Origin of the sequence: Hydrogenophaga sedimenti, assembly GCF_051857515.1 — a bacterium.
GTDB lineage: Bacteria > Pseudomonadota > Gammaproteobacteria > Burkholderiales > Burkholderiaceae_C > Hydrogenophaga.
The window spans coordinates 306,652-325,693 of sequence record NZ_JBPZHA010000003.1 but is presented as its reverse complement, the minus strand read 5'-3'; the positions used below and the strand labels follow the sequence as shown (position 1 = coordinate 325,693).

The following is a 19,042-nucleotide window of genomic DNA, read 5'->3' as shown; positions in this document are numbered from 1 at the left end:
AGGTGGTTGGGCTTCTCACACCGCGAGAGCCGCTTCCCGGGCGTACTGGCCCATGCGGATCGGCCGGACCAGCCCCGTCAGGTGGTCGGCGAACGCATCGGCCAGCCGCATGTCCGACATGCCTTCGAGGAACAGGAACTGCCCTTGCGGATTCACCTCCAGCCACACCGGATCACCCTGCGGGTCCAGCTTGAGGTCGAAGATGCCCATGTTCAGCCCCATCAGCGACAGGAAATGCCGCAGGCGCCGCTGCAGGTCCGCAGACAGGGTGTGCCGCTGCACCTTGAGCTTGTCGAGGTGGATCCGCCAGTCGAGCTCGTCGCAGGTCATCAGGGCCGTGTGGATGTCGGCGCCGAACGCGTGCACGCGCAGGTGGCGATGGCCTTCGACCCGCTCCTGGTAGATCGCCGGCGACAGCCGCAGCGACTCGTCCGACGCCAGCAGTTCCTCGTTCACCGTGTGCGCCATCAGGGGCGTCTTGTTGGTGCCCGCCACCGCCTTGACGATGGTGGGCTGCCCGGCGCAGAAGGCACGGATGGCCTCGGGGTTCTGGCTCACCAGGGTGCGCGGGATGCGCAGTCCGGCCTGTTGCGCGGCGTGCAGCTGCCGCAGCTTGTTTTCCGCGTGCCGGTGCGCATCGGGTTCGCTGACCCAGACGCCCCGGAACGCCGTCGCGACGATGCCCAGGAAGGTCGCCAGGCAGTCGTTGCGCACCAGGTCGATCACCGCCTCGTCGGCCAGCTGCGGCAGCACGGGCGCGGCGCGGTTCCACGAGTTGCCGCTGGGCCGGCGCCACCAGATCGCGCCGAGCGAGGCGACCTCGACGGCACTCCCGGTGTGGTCGGGCAGCACCGCGCGGTCGGGCGCGGTGGTGGTCCAGTCCATGATCCCCGAGTCGGCCAGGCGGTCGGTCTCGAAGATGTGGCACAGGACGCCATGCCGGTCCAGCAGGTTCTGCCGGACGACATGGGCGTGCAGATCGCCCGCCACGGTCACGATGCCGATGCGGGCGCCGCTGCGGTCACATGCAGTCGCTGTCATCCCAGCCTCGGTCGCTGCCGGAGATGGTCGCGCAGTGCGTGGGGTCGGGGTCGTCGTCCCACGGCCACCAGCGCATCATCGCGACCTGCTCGAACTTCTCCTTGGTGTAGCGCGAGAGGCTTTCGGGCACCGGGTAGGTGCCGGGTGGCAGCTTCTTCATCACGGCCGGGGTGACGCCGGCGGTCTGGGGCGGCGTGTCGGCGCGTGGGGTCACCGGCTCCTGGGGCGTGATCCGCGCATGGGCGGCGCCGGACACCGCCGCTGCGCCCAGGGCGGTGGTGAGCATGACCGCGGGCAAGAGTCTGGGTTTGGTGGACATGGCTTTCTCCTGAAAGGTTGCAGAACGTGTCCCGCGAGGGGACGTCCGCAAGATAGGCGCGGGAGCGCCCGGCCCTCAGTGCCGAAAGTCATGGTGCCCGGGGCGTGCGTCCCCCGGGCAGGGGATCACTGGAACGCCACCTCGGCGAAGCTGCGCAGCTTGCGGCTGTGCAGCTGGGTGATACCGCCTTCGCGCAGACGCTCGACCGCGCGGATGCCGATGCGCAGGTGCTGGTCGACGCGCTCGCGGTAGAAGTGGTTGGCCATGCCGGGCAGCTTGATCTCGCCGTGCAGCGGCTTGTCGCTCACGCACAGCAGGGTGCCGTAGGGCACGCGGAAACGGAAGCCGTTGGCGGCGATGGTGGCGCTTTCCATGTCGAGTGCCACCGCGCGGCTCTGCGAGAAGCGGCGCTGCGGCGTGCTCGGCGCGTTGTGCGAGGGCAGCAGCTCCCAGTTGCGGTTGTCGGTGCTGGCGACCGTGCCGGTGCGCATGATGCGCTTGAGTTCCTGCGGCGGCACGCCGGTCACGTCGGCCACGGCGGCTTCGAGCGCGACCTGGATCTCGGCCAGCGCCGGGATCGGCACCCACAGCGGCAGTTCTTCATCGAGCACATGGTCTTCGCGCACGTAGGCGTGGGCCAGCACGTAGTCGCCCAGCTGCTGGCTGTTGCGCAGGCCGGCACAGTGGCCCAGCATCAGCCAGGCGTGGGGCCGCAGCACGGCGATGTGGTCGGTGATGGTCTTGGCATTCGCCGGGCCGACGCCGATGTTGACCATGGTGATGCCGCTGCGGTCGGCGCGCATCAGGTGGTAGGCCGGCATCTGCGGCAGGCGCGGCGGCGCATGGCCCAGCGCGTCGCCCGCTTCGGCAGGCAGGCCGGCGCGGCGCGTCACCACGTTGCCGGGCTCGACGAAGGCGATGTATTCGCTGTCGGGTTTCGCCATTTCGGCATGGCCGAGCTTGATGAATTCGTCGATGTAGAACTGGTAGTTGGTGAACAGCACGAAGTTCTGGAACCACTCGGGCGCGGTGCCGGTGTAGTGGCGCAGGCGCTGCAGCGAATAGTCGACCCGCGGTCCGGTGAACAGCGACAGCGGCTGGGCTTCGCCGGGGCCGGGTTCGTGGGTGCCGTTGGCGATGCCGTCGTCCATCACCGACAGGTCGGGCAGGTCGAACACATCGCGCATCAGGGCCCGGCGGTCGGCGTCCAGATCGCCTTCGACGTGGTCGTGTTCGGCGAACGAGAAGTGGATCGGGATCGGCTGCGCGCTGGTGCCGACCTCGAGTTCGCCGCCGTGGTTGGCCAGCAGCAGCTCGAACTGCCCGCGCAGGTAGTCGCTGTACAGGTCGGGCCGCGTGACCGTGGTTTCGTAGCGGCCCGGCCCGGCCACGAAGCCATAGCTCAGGCGCCCGGTGATGCGGTGCGAGACGCTGTGGGTGTGCAGCCGCACGAAGGGGTAGCAGGCGCGGACGCGGGCCTGCCCGAAGTCGTTGCCGGCGACGAAGTCGCGCATCGACTGTCGCAGGAACGCGATGTTGTCCTGGTAGATGCGCTGCACCTGGGCCAGGGCCGCATCGGGGTCGGTGAAAAACAGGGGGGCGGTGAAGGGGGGCGAGTGGTGCATGGGTCTATTTTGGCCAGCTTTTGTTACAGGTGCGGAACCAGGGCGGTGGCACACTGCGGCGCAATGTCTTTACCGGCCAGTGCGTGCCGCCCCCCGACCATGTCTTGCCTCCGTTCTCTTCGCCGGCCGGCCTTCGGTGCCGCGTGTCTGATCGCCGCCCTCGGGCTGTCCGGCTGCGGCGGCGCTTCGCCGGACACGGCCACGGCCACCACCCGGCAGGGCAAGGCCTCGGCGCTGGACGGTGCGACCGAAAAGGCCTACGCCACCACCCCGGTGTACCGCTTCTACAACCTGAACACGGGCGCACATTTCTACACCATCAGCGCCGCGGAAAAGGCGCAGGTGCAGGCCAGCCTGCCGTTCATGCAGTACGACGGCCCGGCCTTCGAGGCCAGCGCCGTCGCCGCATCGGGCCTGAGCCCGGTCTACCGCTTCTACAACCGCCAGACCGGGGTGCACTTCTACACCATCAGCGCCACGGAGAAGGCCCAGGTGCAGGCCAACCTGCCGCAGTTCAGCTACGAAGGCATCGCCTATTACGCGAGCACGGTCGCGGGTGCGGGGCTGCGCCCGCTCAGTCGCTTCTACCTGGCCGGCAAGGGCTTCCACTTCTATACGGTCACCCCGACCGAGGTCGCCTACCTGCCGCAGTACGGCTATGAGGGGGCGGCCTATTACGTCTTCGGCAGCGAGCCGGCGACCACGCTGAGCTACGGCAACTTCGCGCGTGCCGCGCTCGGTCCGGGCGCGCCGCTCTACGGCGCCGTTGCCTTCCCGTCGGACAACGCGTGGAACCGCGACGTCTCTGCCCTGGATGTCGACCCGAACTCGGACGCCATCATCGCCAGCATCGGCCTGAACACCGGGCTGCACCCGGACTTCGGTTCCGGCTTCTGGGAAGGCGCGCCGATCGGCATTCCCTACGTGGTGGTGTCGGGCACTCAGCCCAGGGTGCCGATGGTCTGGACCGCCTATGGCGACGAGAGCGATCCGGGGCCATACCCGGTGCCGATGGATGCGCCGGTGGAGGGCGGATGGCAGGCCACCGGCGACCGGCATGTGCTGGTGATCGACCGGGACAACAACCGCCTGTACGAACTGGGACGCGCATTCGCCCAGGACACCAGCTGGTGGGCCGACGTCGGTGCGCTGTTTCACCTGGACAGCAACAACGTGCGACCCGGCGGCCAGGCTGGCTGGACCAGCGCCGACGCCGCGGGCCTGCCGATCTTCCCCGGCCTGGCGCGTTATGAAGAAGCCTCGCGCGGGCCGGGCGGCATCGCCCATGCGCTGCGCTTCACCGTGCAGCGCAGCCGCCGCGCCTATGTGCCGCCGGCCACGCACTGGGCCTCGTCGAACACCGACGCCAACCTGCCGCCCATGGGCATGCGGGTGCGGCTCAAGGCCAGCTACAACATTCCCTCGACCTTCAGCGCCGAGACCAGGGCCCTGCTGACCGCGATGAAGAAGCACGGCATGCTGATGGCCGACAACGGCAGCAACTGGTACGTCAGCGGCGCGCCCGACCCGCGCTGGAACAACGACGTGCTCAACAGCGAGCTGGGTCAGGTCAAGGGCAGCAACTTCGAGGTGGTGCGCATGGACGGGCTGGTCACGCCCTGAAGGGGCAGCGCTACAGTGGCGGGAGTCTGGATCTCCCCGCCGCACCATGCCCCTGACCGCTTCCTGGACCCTGTCCCCCGGCACCCCGGCCGCCGCAGTGCTGGCGGTGGCGCTGGGCTGCGGCCTGCTGGTCGGGATCGAACGCGAGCGCCGCAAGGGCCAGGGTCCGCAGCGTGGGTTTGCCGGGCTGCGCACCTTTGCGGCGACCAGCCTGTGTGGCGCGGCCACGGCGCTGACGCAGATCGCTGGCCTGGTCGTGGCGGGCGCGCTGCTGGTGGTGGGGCTGGCGTTGCTGGCGTACTGGCGCGACCGGTCGGACGATCCCGGCGTGACGACCGAGATTGCGCTGCTGCTGGTCTACCTCGATGGTGTGCTCTGTGCCGTCAGCCTGCCGCTGGCGGCGGGGTTGGCGGTCGGCCTGACGGCCCTGCTGGCAGGGCGCGAGCGCCTGCACCGGCTGGCCTTGCAATGGCTGCGGCCCGGGGAGGTGCGCGACGGCATCGTGCTGGCGGCGCTGGCGCTGATGGCGCTGCCCCTGGTGCCCGACCGCACGCTGTGGGACGGGCTGGTGAACCCGCACGCGGTGCTGCGCCTGCTGGTGGTCCTGCTGGGCGTGCAGTCGCTGGCCCACCTCGCGGGCCGTCTGCTGGCCTCCCGCCACGCCGTCGCCCTGGCCGCGCTGGCCTCGGGCTTCGTCTCGAGCACCGCCACGATCGCGTCGATGGGCTTGGCGGTGCGGGAACAGGGGCGCGATGCCCGTCGCATGGCGGGCGGGGGGCTGGTGTCCTGCGTGGCGACGCAGCTGCAGCTGCTGCTGGTGGCCTCGGTGACGCAGCCGGCCTGGTTGCGGGTGCTGTGGGGGCCGGCACTGCTCGGCGCGGCGATCGCGGTGGTGTGGGGCTGGCTGGCGGTGCGCCACGAGCCGGCCGACGGTGGGCTGGCGGTGTCTTCGCCCCGGACCGAAGGACCGGGCGGCGGTGGCGAGGACCGCATGTTCAGTCTGCCGGGGGCCGCCGTGGTGGTGCTGCTGCTCAGCGGCGTTCAGGTGCTGGTGCACCTCCTGCAGCGCTGGCTGGGCGACGCCGGCCTGCTGGCCGGTGCGCTGCTGGCCGCGCTGGCCGACCTGCATGCGGCCATGGCGGCGGTGTTTTCGGCCGCACCACCGGCCCCGGGGTCGGTGGCGGTGTGGTCGGTGGCGCTGGCCCTGCTGGTGCACGCCGGCAGCAAGAGCCTGACCGCGTGGCTGACTGGCGGATGGCCCTACCTGCGCGCGCTCGCGCCGGGCCTGTGGCTGCACACCCTGGTGGTGGCGGCCGGGGTGGTGTGGATGGGCAGCGCCTGAACGCGCGGAGGGAAGCGGCGGAGCGTGGGGGCCGATGGGCCAGCCGCCGGGCCGCCCCAAGGCAGGCCCAGCCCCCTCGGGGGGCAGCGACCCGCACAGCGGCGGAGCGTGGGGGCCTCAGTTCCTGACGGGTTCGCGCATGGTCACGAACTCTTCGGCGGCGGTCGGGTGGATGCCGATGGTGGCGTCGAACACGGCCTTGGTCGCGCCGGCCTTCATGGCGACCGCGAAGCCCTGCACGATCTCGCCGGCCTCGGCGCCGACCATGTGCAGGCCGACCACGCGGTCGCTCGCGGTGTCGACCACCAGCTTCATCAGCGTGCGTTCGCTGCTGCCCGAGAGCGTGTGGCGCAGCGCCTTGAATTCGCTGCGGAAGATCGTGACGTCGCCGAAGCGCTCGCGCGCCTGCGCTTCGCTCAGGCCCACGGTGCCGATGCTCGGGTGGGTGAACACGGCCGTCGGGATGAAGTCGTAGCCCATGCTGCGCGGCGGCTTGCCGGCGGCGGGACCGAACAGCTGGTCGACCACCACCATCGCCTCGCCCAGCGCGACCGGCGTGAGCTGCACGCGGCTGGTCACGTCGCCGACCGCGTAGACATGCGGCACATTGGTCCGGTAGTGCTCGTCGACCAGCACCTCGCCCTGTGCGCCCTGTGCCACGCCCGCCGCGTCCAGCCCCAGGCCCTGCACGTTGGGCGTGCGACCGGTGGCGTAGAGCACCGCGTCGGCCAGCACCACATTGCCATCCTCCAGTTCGGCGCGCAGTCCCTCGTCCGTTTTCCGGATGTCGACCACGCCCGCGTTCAGCCGCAGATCGACACCGGATTTCTGCATCTCGCCGGCCACGAAATGCCGGATCTCGTCGTCGAAACCGCGCAGCACCTGTTCGCCGCGGTAGAGCTGGGTGACCTTGGCGCCCAGGCCGTTGAAGATCGAGGCGAATTCGCAGGCGATGTAGCCGCCGCCCACGATCAGCAGGCGCTGCGGGAACGGCTCCAGGTCGAACACCTCGTTGGAGGTGATGACGTGCTCGCGGCCGACGAAATGCGGCACGTGCGGCGTGCCGCCGGTGGCGATCAGGATGTGTGCCGCGGTGAAGCTCTGGTGGCCGGGCGAGCCGTCGGCGTTCAGCGTGGCCAGGGTGATGCGGTGCTCGCCGTCGAGGCGGGCAAAGCCGTTGAACACCGTGACGCCCGAGCCGCGCAGCAGGTTGCCGTAGACGCCGTTCAGGCGCGTGATCTCTTTGGCCCGGTTGGCCTTGAGCGTGGCCCACTGGAAGCGGGGCGCCGTGTCCAGCTCCCAGCCGAAGCCGCGCGATTCCTCGAACGCGGCGTGGTAGTGCGCGGCGTAGCTGTAGAGCTTCTTGGGGATGCAGCCGACGTTGACGCAGGTGCCGCCGAGGCCGTCCTGGCCCAGCATCTCGGCCAGGGCGACGCGGGCGCCGCGTTGTGCGGCCATGCGGGCGGCGCGCACACCGCCGCTGCCGCCGCCGATGACAAAAAGGTCGAAGTCGTGACTGCTCATGGCTCACTGTCCTGTTCGGGAGCAGGGCAGTGTACGGGCCGCCGCCGGCCCGTGCGACGGCGGGGTTGTTTCCGCTCAGGCCCGGGCGCGCACCTCGTCGCGCTCCAGTGCCCGGCGCCTGGCCATCTCGCGGCCCATGCCCAGGGTGTCCAGACCCTGCAGGCGCTTCCTGGCCTCGGGGTAGGCGATCGATTCTTCGAGCAGGATGTGGTCGAGGTACAGCGCTTCAAACACCTCCAGCGCGTGCCGCAGTTCGGCGGTGTCGAACCAGAGGTTGCCGTTGGTGGCCGCTTCGAGCGAGGGGGCGATCTGGATCCAGTTCTCCTCCAGCCAGCCGTGGTCCTGGATCAGGTGTTCGGTCGCCTGCACGATGGCCGGGTCCTGGCTGGCGAGCAGGGGCGGGAAGATGTGCTTTTCTTCGTCGAGGTGGTGCTGGCGCGCTTCGCGGCTGAAGTAGTCGAGCACGCGCCGCGCCTGGGCGCGGTTGGCCTGGCTCAGACCGTCGGCCTCGATGGCATCGACCAGCGCATGCAGCTGGCGCACCTGGGCCTGGATGTCCTGGTGGGTGCTGTCGAGGAACTCGAAGACGGCGATGGAAACGGGTGCGGCACTCATGGCGAACTCCTCAGAAAAGATGGGTTCATTCTGAGGATGCTGCGCCGCCGCAAATTGATCTGGCGCAAGAAATGGCTCCCCCCGCGCCGCCTTCGGCGTCACCCCCAGGGGGCGATGCGAGTGGCCCGGCAAAGCCGGTTCCACCGCATCCTCGGTTGAAGACACCTCTCGCCGGAAGGGAGTTGGTCCAGGGCACCGCGGAACCGGCTTTGCCGGGCCGCCAGTGCCGCCCCCTGGGGGGTGACGCCGCAGGCGGCGCGGGGGGGGGGGACTCAGTACGTATACACGCCGCGGCCGGTCTTGCGGCCCAGCCAGCCGGCCGCCACCAGCTCCTTGAGCAGCGGGGCGGGGCGGTACTTGCTGTCGTTGAACTCGGCCATGTAGACGTTCATCACGGCCAGGCAGACGTCCAGGCCGATCATGTCGGCCAGCGCCAGCGGCCCGATGGGCTGGTTGGTGCCCAGCTTCATGCCGGCGTCGATGTCTTCCGGCGTGGCCACGCCTTCGGCCAGCACGAAGAAGGCTTCGTTGATCATGGGCACCAGGATGCGGTTGACCACAAAACCCGGCGCGTTCTTCACCGTGATCGGCGTCTTGCCCAGCGCCTCGGCCAGGGCCTTGACGGCATCGTGGGTGGCGTCGCTGGTCTGCAGGCCGCGGATGATTTCCACCAGCGCCATCATCGGCACCGGGTTGAAAAAGTGCATGCCGATGAAGCGGTCGGCGCGCTGGGTGGCGGCGGCCAGCTTGGTGATGCTGATCGAGCTGGTGTTGGTGGCGACGATCACTTCGGGCGCGAGGATGCCGTCGAGCTGCTGCAGGATCTTGAGCTTCAGGCCTTCGTTTTCGGTCGCGGCCTCGATGACGAGTTGCGCGCCCTTGAGGTCGTCGTAGCTGGTCGAACCCTTGATCAGGGCCAGCGCGGCGGCCTTGCCTTCGGCGCTCAGCTTTTCTTTCTTGATCAGGCGGTCCAGGCTGCCGGCGACCGTGGCCAGGCCCTTGTCGACCGCGGCCTGGGCCACGTCGACCATGACGACGCGGATGCCGCTGACGGCGCAGGCCTGTGCGATGCCGTTGCCCATGGTGCCGGCGCCGATGATGCCGACGGTCTGGATGCTGCTCATGTGGAAATCACTCCTGGAAGATGAGGGAAAAGACGGAGGCGCTCTAGGCGGGCCAGCCTACTGTGGCGAAAAGGCCTGTGCTACCTTGACCGGCATTGTCGCGCAGCGTCTTGCACCGGCATGACAGGCGCGCGACGCCAGGAGACTTCATGTTCGATTACATCGTCGTCGGCGGGGGCTCCGCCGGCAGTGTGCTGGCCGGCCGGCTGAGCGAGGACCCGGCGGTCCGGGTGGTCCTGCTGGAGGCCGGGCCGGCCGATCGCAGCGTGCTGATCCACTGCCCTGCGGGCCTCGCCGTCATGGCCAAGTACCAGCTCAACGGCTGGGACTATTCGACGGTGCCGCAGCCCGGCCTGCACGGGCGGCGCGGCTACCAGCCGCGCGGCAAGGTGCTCGGCGGTTCGAGCTCGATCAACGCCATGATCTACGCGCGCGGCCATGCGAGCGACTACGACGGCTGGGCGGCGCAGGGCAATCCGGGCTGGTCGTTTGCCGGGGTGCTGCCGTACTTCAAGCGCGCCGAACACAACGAGCGCGGCGCCGATGCCCTGCATGGCACGGGTGGGCCGCTCAACGTGATGGACCTGCGCTCGCCCAATCCGGTGCTGCCCGACTTCATCGAGGCGGGGCGCCAGGCCGGCTACCCGCTCAACACCGACTTCAACGGTCCGGAGCAGGAAGGCATCGGGGCCTACCAGGTGACCCACAAGAACGGCGAACGCTTCAGCGCCGCCAAGGCCTACCTCACGCCACACCTGGGCCGGCCCAACCTGCAGGTGATCACCGGTGCGCTGACGACGCGGGTGCTGACGGAGTTGCGCGATGGGCGGCCCTGCGCCGTCGGGGTCGAGTACCGGCCGGACGGCGGGCGCGGTCACCTGCAGACGCTCATGCTCAAGCCCGGCGGCGAGGTGCTGCTCAGTGCTGGTGCGTTTGGGTCGCCGCAGCTGCTGATGCTCTCGGGCATCGGGCCGGTGCTGCACCTGCAGGAACATGGCATCGCGGTGGTGCACCCGCTCGAAGGTGTGGGCCAGAACCTGCACGACCATCCGGACGTGGTGATGGTGGTGAACGCGCCGCGCCTGACCAACCTGTTCGGTCTCTCGCTGCGCGGTGTGGCCAACATGGTCCGGGGTGTGTTCGAGTGGCGGCAGCGGCGCAGCGGCATGCTGACCACCAACTTCGCCGAGGCCGGCGGCTTCATCCGGAGCGCGCCCGAAGAAGCCATCCCGGATCTGCAGCTGCACTTCGTGGTCGGCAAACTGGTCGACCACGGCCGCAAGACGGTGCTGGGCCACGGCTATTCGTGCCACGTCTGCCTGCTGCGACCGAAAAGCCGCGGCACGCTGCGGCTGGCCAGCAGCGATCCGCAGGCGGCGCCGCTGATCGACCCGGCCTTCCTGCAGGACCCGGACGATGTGGCGCGGCTGGTGCGCGGCTTCCAGCGCACGCGGGCGCTGTTGCAGCAACCGGCGCTGGCCCGCCATGGCGGAACCGAATCGCGCGCCTCGCGCGACGCGCAGAGCGACGCCCAGATCGAGCAGTTCGTGCGCCACCACACCGACACCATCTACCACCCGGTCGGCACCTGCCGCATGGGGCCGGACGCCGCGTCGGGGGCTGTGGTCGACGCGCGGCTGCGGGTGCATGGCGTCGGTGGCCTGCGGGTGGTCGACGCCTCGGTCATGCCCTCGGTCGTCGGCGGCAACACCAATGCACCGGTGATCATGATGGGCGAGAAGGCGGTCGACATGATCAAACAGGACCACCCCCTGCGCCGCGCCTAGTGGCGCGTCACTCCCCAGGGGGCAGCACCTGCAGCCCGGCGAAGCCGGTTCTGCGGTGTTCTCGGTTACGCTTCAACCCCCTTCCACCATCAACCCGGCGTGCGATGTCCCGTCCAGGATGCCGCGGAACTGGCTCTGCCAGGCCGCTGGCATCGCCCCCCGGGGCGTGACGCGAAGCGGCGCGGGGGGAGTTCTCTTCATGATTCTTGAGCACGCCGACATCCGCATCGACCCCGCCAGGGCCGCCGACTTCGAGGCCGCCATCCTGCGCGGCGTGACCACCGTGATCGCCCAGGCCAAAGGTTTCCAGGGCTTCAAGGTCAACCGCAGCATCGAATCGCCGGGCCGCTACATCCTCAACATCTACTGGGCCACGCTGGAAGACCACACGGTGGGCTTCCGGGAGTCGCCGGCGTTCACCGAGTGGCGCGCGATCGTGGGGCCGTTCTTTGCCCAGCCCCCGGTGGTGGAGCACCTGGAACTGGTGGGCAAGTCCGACTGAGGCTGGTCAGAGCGGGGCGAACAAGGCGGTGACCGCCTTGTCGCCGCTCATGGTCACCCTGCAGGCGCCGGTCCATTTCACGAAGCGCCAGCCGCTGGAGGCGGTGGCGCTCAGTGCGGGCTTGCTGGTGTTCTCGAACAGCTTCTGGCAGGTGCCCGTGCAGTCGAGGCCATCGGTGGTGATGTGACCGCCGCCGGTGCCCTGCACGGTGGCCGTCAGGGTGAAGCGCACCCGCTTGAAATTGGCCGTGACCTTCTTGACGTTGTCCATCGAGACCACGCAGGAGGCGGCGCCGCTGCACGCGCCCGACCAGCCGGTGAAGTTGGAATAGGCATCGGGTGAGGCGGTCAGGCGCACCAGCGTGCCGCTGAGGAAGCTGGCGCTGCAGGTGGCGCCGCAGACGGTGCCGGTGTTGACCACGGTCACGCTGCCGCCGCCGGTGCCGGCCTTGGAGTAGCTCAGGGTGTAGGGCAGGCGCTCGAACTTGGCGCCCACGGTGATGGCCGTGTTCATGGCCACCGTGCAGCTGGCGGTGCCGCTGCAGGCGCCGGTCCAGCCGGTGAACTTCGATCCCTTGGCGGCGACGGCGGCAAGCTTGACCGTGGCGCCGGCGACCATGCTGGCGCTGCAGGTGGTGCCGCAGCTGATGCCGGAGGGGCTGGAGGTCACGGTGCCGGTGCCGTCGCCCAGCCTGGTCACGCTCAGCGTCTGGCGCGTGGCGGTGAAGGTGGCGGTCACGCTGCGCGGAAGCGCCATGGAGACGGTGCAGCCGGCGGTGCCGCTGCAGGCGCCCGACCAGCCCGAGAACACCGAGCCGGTGGCGGCGGTGGCGACCAGCGCGACGCTGGTGCCGGCCGAATAGGTCTCGCTGCAGTCGCCGCCGCACAGGATGCCCGAGGGGGTGGACGAGACGATGCCGCTGCCGGTGCCGTTTCGCTGGACCGACAGCGTGGTGGCTTCAGTGCTGAGGAAGCCGGTCTGCAGGCGTTTGAGACCGGTGACCGAGCCGCCGGAGCGGGTGTCGTTCACCGAGACGGCCTGCTGGCGCAGCAGGGCCAGGCCCTCGGTCACCGAGATCGCCGGCTGGGCCTGGCGCAGCAGTGCCCAGGCGCCGGCCACGTGCGGCGTGGCCATCGAGGTGCCGTTGTAGGTCGCGTAGGCGTTGCCCGGCACCGACGAGCGGATGTAGCTGCCCGGGGCGACCAGCGAGACGAACGAGGTGATGTTGGAGTACGAGGCGATGCCGCCGACGCCGGTGGCGCAGGCGCTGCCGTCGGGGCCGGCATCGCAGTGGGCGCCCACGCTGACCGCGGTCGAGATGCAGGCCGGTGCCGACATGGCACTGGTCCAGCCGTTGTTGCCGCTGGCGATCACGGTCGCGATGCCGACCGAGCGCAGGTTGTCGATCGCGGCCTTCAGGGCCAGCCGGTCGGCGTCGCAGTTGCTGGTGTACTGGCCGCCGCCCAGGCTCATGTTGACCGAGGCGATCTTCAGCGCGTCCTTGAGCGCGTAGACCCGCTCCAGCCCCTTGATCTGGTCGCTGGTGTAGGACATCACGGCGCCGTAGGACGGGAAGTAGCTGAACACCTGGATGGCGATGATCTGCGCGCCGGGCGCGACGCCGTAGGTGCCGGCGCTGCCGCCATTGCCGGCCACGATGCCGGCCACGTGGGTGCCGTGGCTGCAGCCGGAGATGCTGGTGGCGCAGTTCACGCCCGAACCGCTGGCCGTGCTGTCGGTGACGCTGCCGGGGCAGACAGATCGGGCCTCGGTCGTGTTGGACGAATAGCAGGCTTCGGCGACCACCTTGCCGGACAGCATCGGGTGGGTCTTGTCGACGCCGGTGTCGAGCACGGCGACGCTCTGACCGGCGCCGGTCACGCCGTTGCTCCAGGCCTGCACCGCGCCGATCTGCGGCGTGCTCTCGGCCAGCGTCAGCGGCACGGGCGTGTCTTCCTCGATGCTGGCCACCAGCGGCGACATCTTCAGGTGCGCCAGGGTGCCGGCGTCCACGTCGGCGACGATGTGGGGCTGCAGGTTGAAGCGGGACAGGATCTTGGAGCTGCCGCCACGCGGGAATTCGGCCTCCAGCTTGTTCTGGGCCGAGTTTGCCCGTTTGTGCAGGTCGGTGGCGCCCGCCGCGCCGGTGCCACTGGCGCCAGCGGCCGGGTCGACCTTCATGCCGATGATGACCCGCACGTGGCCCTGGGTCGCGACCAGTTCGGTGAGCCGGTCCAGCGCCGCGGACGGCACCGGTTGCGCGTGCAGCGCGGCGCTGGTGCCCAGGGCGAGACAGAAGGCCCACAGGCGACGTTGGCGCAGGATCGGGACAGACATGGCGTACCTCGGTGGCACGACCCGCCGGCATGGCGGTCAATCGGCCCTCGGGTCTGTATCGGCGCGCTGCGGGCGATCTTGAGGCCGCCCGTCGGCGGTCAGGCGCGGGCCGCGCTCTGGCGCATCAGGGTGGATTTGCCGAACAGGCTCTCGATCAGGTCCACCGCCAGCTCCGCCGTGCGGTTTCTCACATCCAGCGCCGGGTTGAGCTCCATCACGTCCAGCGAGGCCAGGCGCCCGGTGTCCGCGATCATCTCCATGCACAGCTGGGCCTCGCGGTAGGTCGGCCCGCCGGGCACGGTGGTGCCCACGCCGGGCGCGATCTCGGGGTCGAGGAAATCGACATCGAAGCTGACGTGCAGGTGGGTCTGGTCGTCCAGACCCATGAGCGCCTGGTCCATGGTGTGGCGCATGCCCATCTCGTCGATGTAGCGCATGTCGAACACCTCCAGGCCGACCTCGTGCACCAGTCGCTTTTCGCCCGGGTCGACGCTGCGGATGCCGATCTGGCGCACCATGTCGGCGCGGATGGCCGGTGCGTGGCCGCCGATGCCGGTCAGTTCGGCCGGCCCGTGACCGCACAGGCAGGCCACCGGCATGCCGTGGATGTTGCCGCTGGGCGTGAGCGCGGCGGTGTTGAAGTCGGCGTGGGCGTCGAGCCAGAGCACGCGCAGCTTCCTGCCGCTGTCCCGGCAGTGGCGCGCCACCGCGCTGATCGAGCCCATGCCCAGGCAGTGGTCGCCGCCGAGCACGATCGGCAGGCGTCCCGACGCGAGCTCGGCGTGCACGGCGTCGTGAAGCGCGGCATTCCAGGCGACCACCTCGTCCAGGTGGCGGTAGCCGTTGACCGGCGGCAGCCAGGGGTTGGCCGGCCCCTGGAGGTTGCCGCGGTCGACGACCTGCAGGCCGTGGCTCTCCAGCACGGGCTGGATGCCGGCCACGCGCAGGGCTTCGGGGCCCATGGAGGCGCCACGCGCGCCGGCGCCGATGTCGGTGGGGACGCCGATCAGGCTGATGAGGTTGGTGATCATGAGGGACCTTTCAGCGGAGGGCTGCCATGTGCAGGCCGCCGGCCAGATGGTAGTGGAGCGGGCGGCGCATTCAGGCCAGGGGGAGATCGACGCGGAAGGTGGCGCCGTGGCCGGGCGTGCTTTCGGCCCGGATCTGACCGCCCATGCGCTCCACCGCTTTCTGCACCAGGGCCAGCCCGATGCCGGTGCCGGGAATCTGGTCCTGCCGGTGCAGGCGCTGGAACATGCCGAAGATGCGGTCGTGGTGCCGCATGTCGAAGCCGATGCCCTGGTCGCTCACGCTCAGGTGCAACCGGTCGCCCACGGCATGCGCCTCGACGCGCACGCGGGGCGCCTGGCCCGCCGGCGTGAACTTCAGGGCGTTGTCGATCAGGTTGCGCAGCACGATGGCCAGCCCCTTGGGGTTGGCCTGCACCCGCAGGTCGTCGGGGATCAGCACGCTCAGCTGGCCCTGGCGCGCCTCCAGCTCGTCGCGGAACGGCGCCGCCACCGTCTGCGCGCAGGCCGCCAGCGCCACCGGCTCGATCTGCTCGGCCAGCTGCTGCAGGTGCGAATAGGCCAGCAGGTCGTTGACCAGCTGCGACATGTGCAGGGTTGCGCGCTGGATGCGCTGCAGGTATTCGCGGCCCTGGTCGTCCAGCTGCGCGGCGTGTTCGTCCAGCAGCAGGGCGCTGAAGCCCTCGATGCCGCGCAAGGGCGTGCGCAGGTCGTGTGACGCCGAGTAGGTGAAGGACTCCAGCTCGCGGTTGACGGTCTGCAGGCGCTGCACGCTCTCGTGCAGCTGCTGCGTGCGCTCCTCCACCTTCTGTTCCAACTGCTCGGTCATTTCGCGCACCTGCGCGGCCGCCTGCGCGCGCAGGCTCAAGTTCACCAGCATCTGTGCGAACAGTTCCAGCAGCGTGATCTCCTCACTGCCGTAGGCCCGCGGCTGGTGCACCGAGTCCAGGCCCACAAAACCCAGGCAGTCCGTGCCGTTCATCAGCGGCAGGGTCAGCAGGCCGCGGATGTCCATCGCCTGCAGCACGTCGCGCAGGGCCGAGGCGGGCAGGGCCTCGCGGTCGGCCACCATCACCTTCTCGCCGCGCAGGTGCATCTGGTGCCAGTCCGTCAGGCGCCCGATCGGGGCGTTCTGCCACAGCGGTTTCTGGGGGGCGATGCCGGGCGCGCACCACTCATGGGTGTTGGTGGACGTGCCGGCCTGCGGGTCGTAGGCGAAGAGGTAGGCGCGGTCGGCTCCGACGAAGACCCCCATGTCCTTGAGCGCGGCGTCGATGGCTTCGTCCATCTGCTGGACCGGCAGGTTGATGAACCGGCTGGCCAGACGGAACAGCAGCAGCACGAAATCGTTCAGGCGCGTGCGTGCGCGCGCCACCGCCTGCTGTTCGGAGGTGTCGCGCACCACGAACATGCACTGGTCACCGCCCGGCAGCCAGGCCAGCCGGGCGTTGAAGAAGTGCGTGCCGACCGGCAGGTCCATGCTGTAGTCGAGTTCCTGGACGCCGCTTTCCCGCGCACGCTGTATCGCCGCGCGCAGCGGCGGCACCAGTGCCGGTGGCAGCACCTCGGCCATGGGGCGGCCCAGGAAGTCCTCGGGGCGCCGGTAGAGCCGTTCCTCGGCGCCCGCCTGGAAGAAGACGAAGCGTTCCTGCCCGTCCAGCACGAACAGCATGTCCTGGATGACGCCGAACACCTGTTCCAGGATGGCGCTGCGCTCCATGGCCACCGCCTCGGCCCGGCGCAGCTCGGTCACGTCCAGGCAGGAGCCGACGTAGCCGATGAAGCGCTGGTCGGCGTCGTACCGGGGGCGGCCCTGCTCGTGCAGCCAGCGGTATTCGCCATCGTGGCGCCGCAGGCGGTATTCCATGCTGTAGGGCTGTCGCGCCGCGAAGGCGCTGTTGAACACCTGGGCGCAACGCTCTCGGTCCTGCGGATGCACATCGTCCAGCCAGGGCGCATCGCATTCGCTGCGCAGGTCGCGGCCGGTGAAGTCCAGCCAGGCCTGGTTGAGCCAGTCGGGCTTCTGCTGCGCGTCCACCGTCCAGGCCAGGGCGGCGGAGGCATTGGCCACCGTGTCCAGGTGTTTGAGGGTCTGCCGCTGGGCTTCTTCCAGTGCCTTGCGGTCGCTGATCTCGAAGGTGGTGCCCGCCATGTAGGTGACATGGCCGCTGGCGTCGCGCAGCCCGGAGCCCCGGGTGTCGAACCAGTGGTCGCGGCCCTGCGCGTCGCGCGCCCGGAACTCCAGCCGGTAGTCGCCCTCACCCTTGAAGAAGCGGCGCAGCACTTGCTGCAGCCGGGGCAGGTCTTCGGGGTGGATCAGTTCCAGGAAACGCGCCCCCATCTGGTCGGCCGGGGGCGAAGGGTGGCCCATGGCGACGAAGAACTCGTCGCTGGGCTGGATGAACCCGCGGCCGAAATCCCATTCCCACACCTGGCCGTGGGCGGCGGCGAGGCGGAAGCGCTGCTCGCTGCGCTCCAGGGTGCGCTGGTCGCTTTCGAGCTGGGTGACGTCGCGGAACATCAGCAACAGCCGCTGTTCGCCATCCTGCTGCACCCGCTCGGCGCTGTAGCGCACCTGGATCGTCTGCCCGTCCGGGCGCGTGCTGCTGGCCGCGGCATTGCGCACCTGTTCGCCACGCTCCAGCCGCTCGATGAGCTGTTGCCGCTCCGATGGCGACTGCCAGAGCCTCAGCTCGATGGCCGACTGGCCGATCAGCTGCTCGCGCGACCGACCAAAGAGCGTGCAGAACGCATCGTTGACGAGCAGCAACTGGCTGTTGCTCCAATCGGTCAGGGACATGGCTTCCGGCGCCGCCTGGAAGACGGTTTCGAACAGCTTTTGCGCCGAGTGCTGGCGGGCTTCGGCCTCGCGGCGTGCGGTGATGTCGCGGGAGATCACCAGCGTGGTGACGGGGGCGCCGGCGGCCACCGGCTCCAGGCTGGCCTGGGCTTCCCAGTGGCGCTCGCCGCGTGGCCCCGTGTGGGTGAAATACAGGATTTCCGGCTCGCCGGTCGCGGCGACCCGTTGCAGGCAGGTGCGCCACAGCGCCGCCACATCGGACGGGGCCCCGAATTGTTCCAGCGTGCGGCCCAGCATCGCCTGCGCCGGGATGCCGGTGGCGGTCTCCACCGCCGGGTTGGCGTACAGCACGCGCCCGCTGGCGTCGTAACGCACGAACACGTCGGGCAGGTGGTCGCTCAGGGTCTGGAAGTGCCGCTCGCTGCGGGCCAGGGCCTGCATGGACCGGTCCAGGCGCCAGGCGCCGTAGGCCATGGCCGCGGCCACCAGCAAGGTCAGCGCAGCGGCCAGGGGCAGGATGGCGGCCCACTCGGCCAGCACGCTCTGCACCGACAGCGCATAGACGATCACCAGGCGGTCGGCGCTGCCGGCCAGCCGCTGGAAACCGACGATGCGCCGCACGCCATCGATCTGGGCCGTGGCGTCGAACACGCCGGAGGACGCCTGCCGCACGGCGTCGGTCAGGTGGCCACGCACGGTGAGGCCCTGTTCCTGCGGCACCAGCGGGTGGCGCACCAGCACGGTGGTGGCGCCGTCGTCCTCCAGCCGGAACAGGCTCATGCTGCCACCGGCGGGCAACCCTTCCGAGGCAAAACGCGACAGCAGGGCGTCGCGCGGCAGGTCCACCTGGTAGATCTGTCCACCCTCGGCCGCAGGCTGGCGCCAGCGCAGGGGAACCACCCACTGCGCACCCGCCTGTTGCGCCAGTTCCGGCTGCCATTGCGCGGCAGGCAGATCCTTGCTCCCGAGGGCCCCCGCGTCCAGCTGGCGCAGGGAGAACGGCAGGCTCAGCGAGTCCACCAGCGGGCGTTGCGCGCTGAGCAGGTCGGCGGCGCGGGAGGCGGGGGAGGTGCCGGTGGCGGCGATGCTGGCCTGTGCCAGCCGCAGCGACTGCTCCAGTTCTGCCGCCAGGCGCTGGACTTCGCGCTGGGCCTGCGCCTGGGCGCGTTCCAGGGTGGCTTCGCGCTGGACCAGCAACAGCCCGCTGGACAGCGCCAGCAGCAGACCGATGGCCACCACGGCGAGCGCGCGCAGCCACCGCGCGCCGGGCACAGGCAGCCCCTGGGTGGGTTCTGTCTTCGGGGTGGGGCGGGAGGCCGGTTCGGTGTCGCCGTGGCGTTCAGGCATGGGGGTCATGAGGGCGGATGCTGCTCGG

General features: G+C 70.0%; 13 protein-coding genes. 4 read left to right on the top strand and 9 right to left on the bottom strand.

The window, feature by feature from the left end; translation table 11 throughout:
* Positions 1-15: 15 nt before the first annotated feature.
* The 3 genes from ACS5NL_RS06635 to ACS5NL_RS06625 all read right to left on the bottom strand — a co-directional run bounded on the left by ACS5NL_RS06635 (position 16) and on the right by ACS5NL_RS06625 (position 2,985).
* Entirely contained in the window at positions 16-1,041 is a 1,026-nt protein-coding gene (locus tag ACS5NL_RS06635; RefSeq protein ID WP_439352851.1) for an MvdC/MvdD family ATP grasp protein, read from the bottom strand.
* Positions 1,022-1,360 carry a hypothetical protein gene (locus ACS5NL_RS06630; RefSeq protein ID WP_439352850.1) on the bottom strand — a complete coding sequence of 113 codons (339 nt, stop codon included), beginning with the start codon at positions 1,358-1,360 and terminating at the stop codon, positions 1,022-1,024. The genes ACS5NL_RS06635 and ACS5NL_RS06630 overlap by 20 nt, the downstream gene beginning before the upstream one ends.
* A 125-nt stretch (positions 1,361-1,485) precedes the next feature.
* Complete coding sequence (locus ACS5NL_RS06625; RefSeq protein ID WP_439352849.1) at positions 1,486-2,985, bottom strand: AMP nucleosidase; 1,500 nt, start codon at positions 2,983-2,985, stop codon at positions 1,486-1,488.
* 99 nt (positions 2,986-3,084) lie between these two features.
* Here ACS5NL_RS06625 and ACS5NL_RS06620 point away from each other — a divergent pair, with 99 nt between their 5' ends.
* Together ACS5NL_RS06620 and ACS5NL_RS06615 are read left to right on the top strand one after the other, a co-directional pair.
* The gene (locus ACS5NL_RS06620; RefSeq protein WP_439352848.1) at positions 3,085-4,608 is read left to right on the top strand and encodes a hypothetical protein; all 1,524 of its coding nucleotides are present in this window, start codon (positions 3,085-3,087) and stop codon (positions 4,606-4,608) included.
* A gap of 46 nt (positions 4,609-4,654) precedes the next feature.
* Positions 4,655-5,950 carry a DUF4010 domain-containing protein gene (locus tag ACS5NL_RS06615; protein WP_439352847.1) on the top strand — a complete coding sequence of 432 codons (1,296 nt, stop codon included), beginning with the start codon at positions 4,655-4,657 and terminating at the stop codon, positions 5,948-5,950.
* 117 nt (positions 5,951-6,067) lie between these two features.
* Here the strand turns inward: ACS5NL_RS06615 and gorA are convergent, their stop codons facing one another.
* The 3 genes from gorA to ACS5NL_RS06600 all read right to left on the bottom strand — a co-directional run bounded on the left by gorA (position 6,068) and on the right by ACS5NL_RS06600 (position 9,213).
* Positions 6,068-7,474, bottom strand: a complete 1,407-nt coding sequence (gene gorA / locus ACS5NL_RS06610) for a glutathione-disulfide reductase (protein ID WP_439352846.1) — start codon at positions 7,472-7,474, stop codon at positions 6,068-6,070.
* A 75-nt stretch (positions 7,475-7,549) separates the two neighbouring features.
* Positions 7,550-8,089: a hemerythrin domain-containing protein gene (locus ACS5NL_RS06605; protein ID WP_439352845.1), complete on the bottom strand. Its 540-nt coding sequence runs from the start codon at positions 8,087-8,089 to the stop codon at positions 7,550-7,552.
* A gap of 272 nt (positions 8,090-8,361) precedes the next feature.
* Positions 8,362-9,213, bottom strand: a complete 852-nt coding sequence (locus tag ACS5NL_RS06600; protein WP_439352844.1) for a 3-hydroxybutyryl-CoA dehydrogenase — start codon at positions 9,211-9,213, stop codon at positions 8,362-8,364.
* A 149-nt stretch (positions 9,214-9,362) separates the two neighbouring features.
* Here ACS5NL_RS06600 and ACS5NL_RS06595 point away from each other — a divergent pair, with 149 nt between their 5' ends.
* Both ACS5NL_RS06595 and ACS5NL_RS06590 read left to right on the top strand, forming a co-directional pair.
* Positions 9,363-11,000, top strand: coding sequence for a GMC family oxidoreductase (locus ACS5NL_RS06595; RefSeq protein ID WP_439352843.1), 1,638 nt, complete (start codon positions 9,363-9,365; stop codon positions 10,998-11,000).
* A gap of 199 nt (positions 11,001-11,199) precedes the next feature.
* A complete protein-coding gene (locus ACS5NL_RS06590) occupies positions 11,200-11,502 on the top strand; it encodes an antibiotic biosynthesis monooxygenase family protein (RefSeq protein ID WP_439352842.1) in 303 nt (100 codons plus the stop codon).
* 6 nt (positions 11,503-11,508) lie between these two features.
* Here ACS5NL_RS06590 and ACS5NL_RS06585 read toward each other — a convergent pair whose 3' ends face one another.
* The 3 genes from ACS5NL_RS06585 to ACS5NL_RS06575 all read right to left on the bottom strand — a co-directional run bounded on the left by ACS5NL_RS06585 (position 11,509) and on the right by ACS5NL_RS06575 (position 19,023).
* Positions 11,509-13,839, bottom strand: a complete 2,331-nt coding sequence (locus ACS5NL_RS06585; protein WP_439352841.1) for an InlB B-repeat-containing protein — start codon at positions 13,837-13,839, stop codon at positions 11,509-11,511.
* 98 nt (positions 13,840-13,937) lie between these two features.
* On the bottom strand, positions 13,938-14,870 hold the full coding sequence (gene rocF / locus ACS5NL_RS06580; protein WP_439352840.1) for an arginase: 933 nt from the start codon (positions 14,868-14,870) through the stop codon (positions 13,938-13,940).
* A 70-nt stretch (positions 14,871-14,940) separates the two neighbouring features.
* On the bottom strand, positions 14,941-19,023 hold the full coding sequence (locus ACS5NL_RS06575) for a PAS domain S-box protein (protein WP_439352839.1): 4,083 nt from the start codon (positions 19,021-19,023) through the stop codon (positions 14,941-14,943).
* Positions 19,024-19,042 lie beyond the last annotated feature (19 nt).

What these genes read in the sequence shown, in the direction of transcription:
- ACS5NL_RS06635 (WP_439352851.1), bottom strand. Translation starts at nt 1,041, where the DNA reads ATGACAGCGACTGCATGTGACCGCAGCGGCGCCCGCATCGGCATCGTG.
- ACS5NL_RS06575 (WP_439352839.1), bottom strand. Translation starts at nt 19,023, where the DNA reads ATGACCCCCATGCCTGAACGCCACGGCGACACCGAACCGGCCTCCCGC.
- ACS5NL_RS06625 (WP_439352849.1), bottom strand. Translation starts at nt 2,985, where the DNA reads ATGCACCACTCGCCCCCCTTCACCGCCCCCCTGTTTTTCACCGACCCC.
- ACS5NL_RS06620 (WP_439352848.1), top strand. Translation starts at nt 3,085, where the DNA reads ATGTCTTGCCTCCGTTCTCTTCGCCGGCCGGCCTTCGGTGCCGCGTGT.
- gorA (WP_439352846.1), bottom strand. Translation starts at nt 7,474, where the DNA reads ATGAGCAGTCACGACTTCGACCTTTTTGTCATCGGCGGCGGCAGCGGC.
- ACS5NL_RS06585 (WP_439352841.1), bottom strand. Translation starts at nt 13,839, where the DNA reads ATGTCTGTCCCGATCCTGCGCCAACGTCGCCTGTGGGCCTTCTGTCTC.
- ACS5NL_RS06615 (WP_439352847.1), top strand. Translation starts at nt 4,655, where the DNA reads ATGCCCCTGACCGCTTCCTGGACCCTGTCCCCCGGCACCCCGGCCGCC.
- ACS5NL_RS06595 (WP_439352843.1), top strand. Translation starts at nt 9,363, where the DNA reads ATGTTCGATTACATCGTCGTCGGCGGGGGCTCCGCCGGCAGTGTGCTG.
- rocF (WP_439352840.1), bottom strand. Translation starts at nt 14,870, where the DNA reads ATGATCACCAACCTCATCAGCCTGATCGGCGTCCCCACCGACATCGGC.
- ACS5NL_RS06590 (WP_439352842.1), top strand. Translation starts at nt 11,200, where the DNA reads ATGATTCTTGAGCACGCCGACATCCGCATCGACCCCGCCAGGGCCGCC.
- ACS5NL_RS06605 (WP_439352845.1), bottom strand. Translation starts at nt 8,089, where the DNA reads ATGAGTGCCGCACCCGTTTCCATCGCCGTCTTCGAGTTCCTCGACAGC.
- ACS5NL_RS06630 (WP_439352850.1), bottom strand. Translation starts at nt 1,360, where the DNA reads ATGTCCACCAAACCCAGACTCTTGCCCGCGGTCATGCTCACCACCGCC.
- ACS5NL_RS06600 (WP_439352844.1), bottom strand. Translation starts at nt 9,213, where the DNA reads ATGAGCAGCATCCAGACCGTCGGCATCATCGGCGCCGGCACCATGGGC.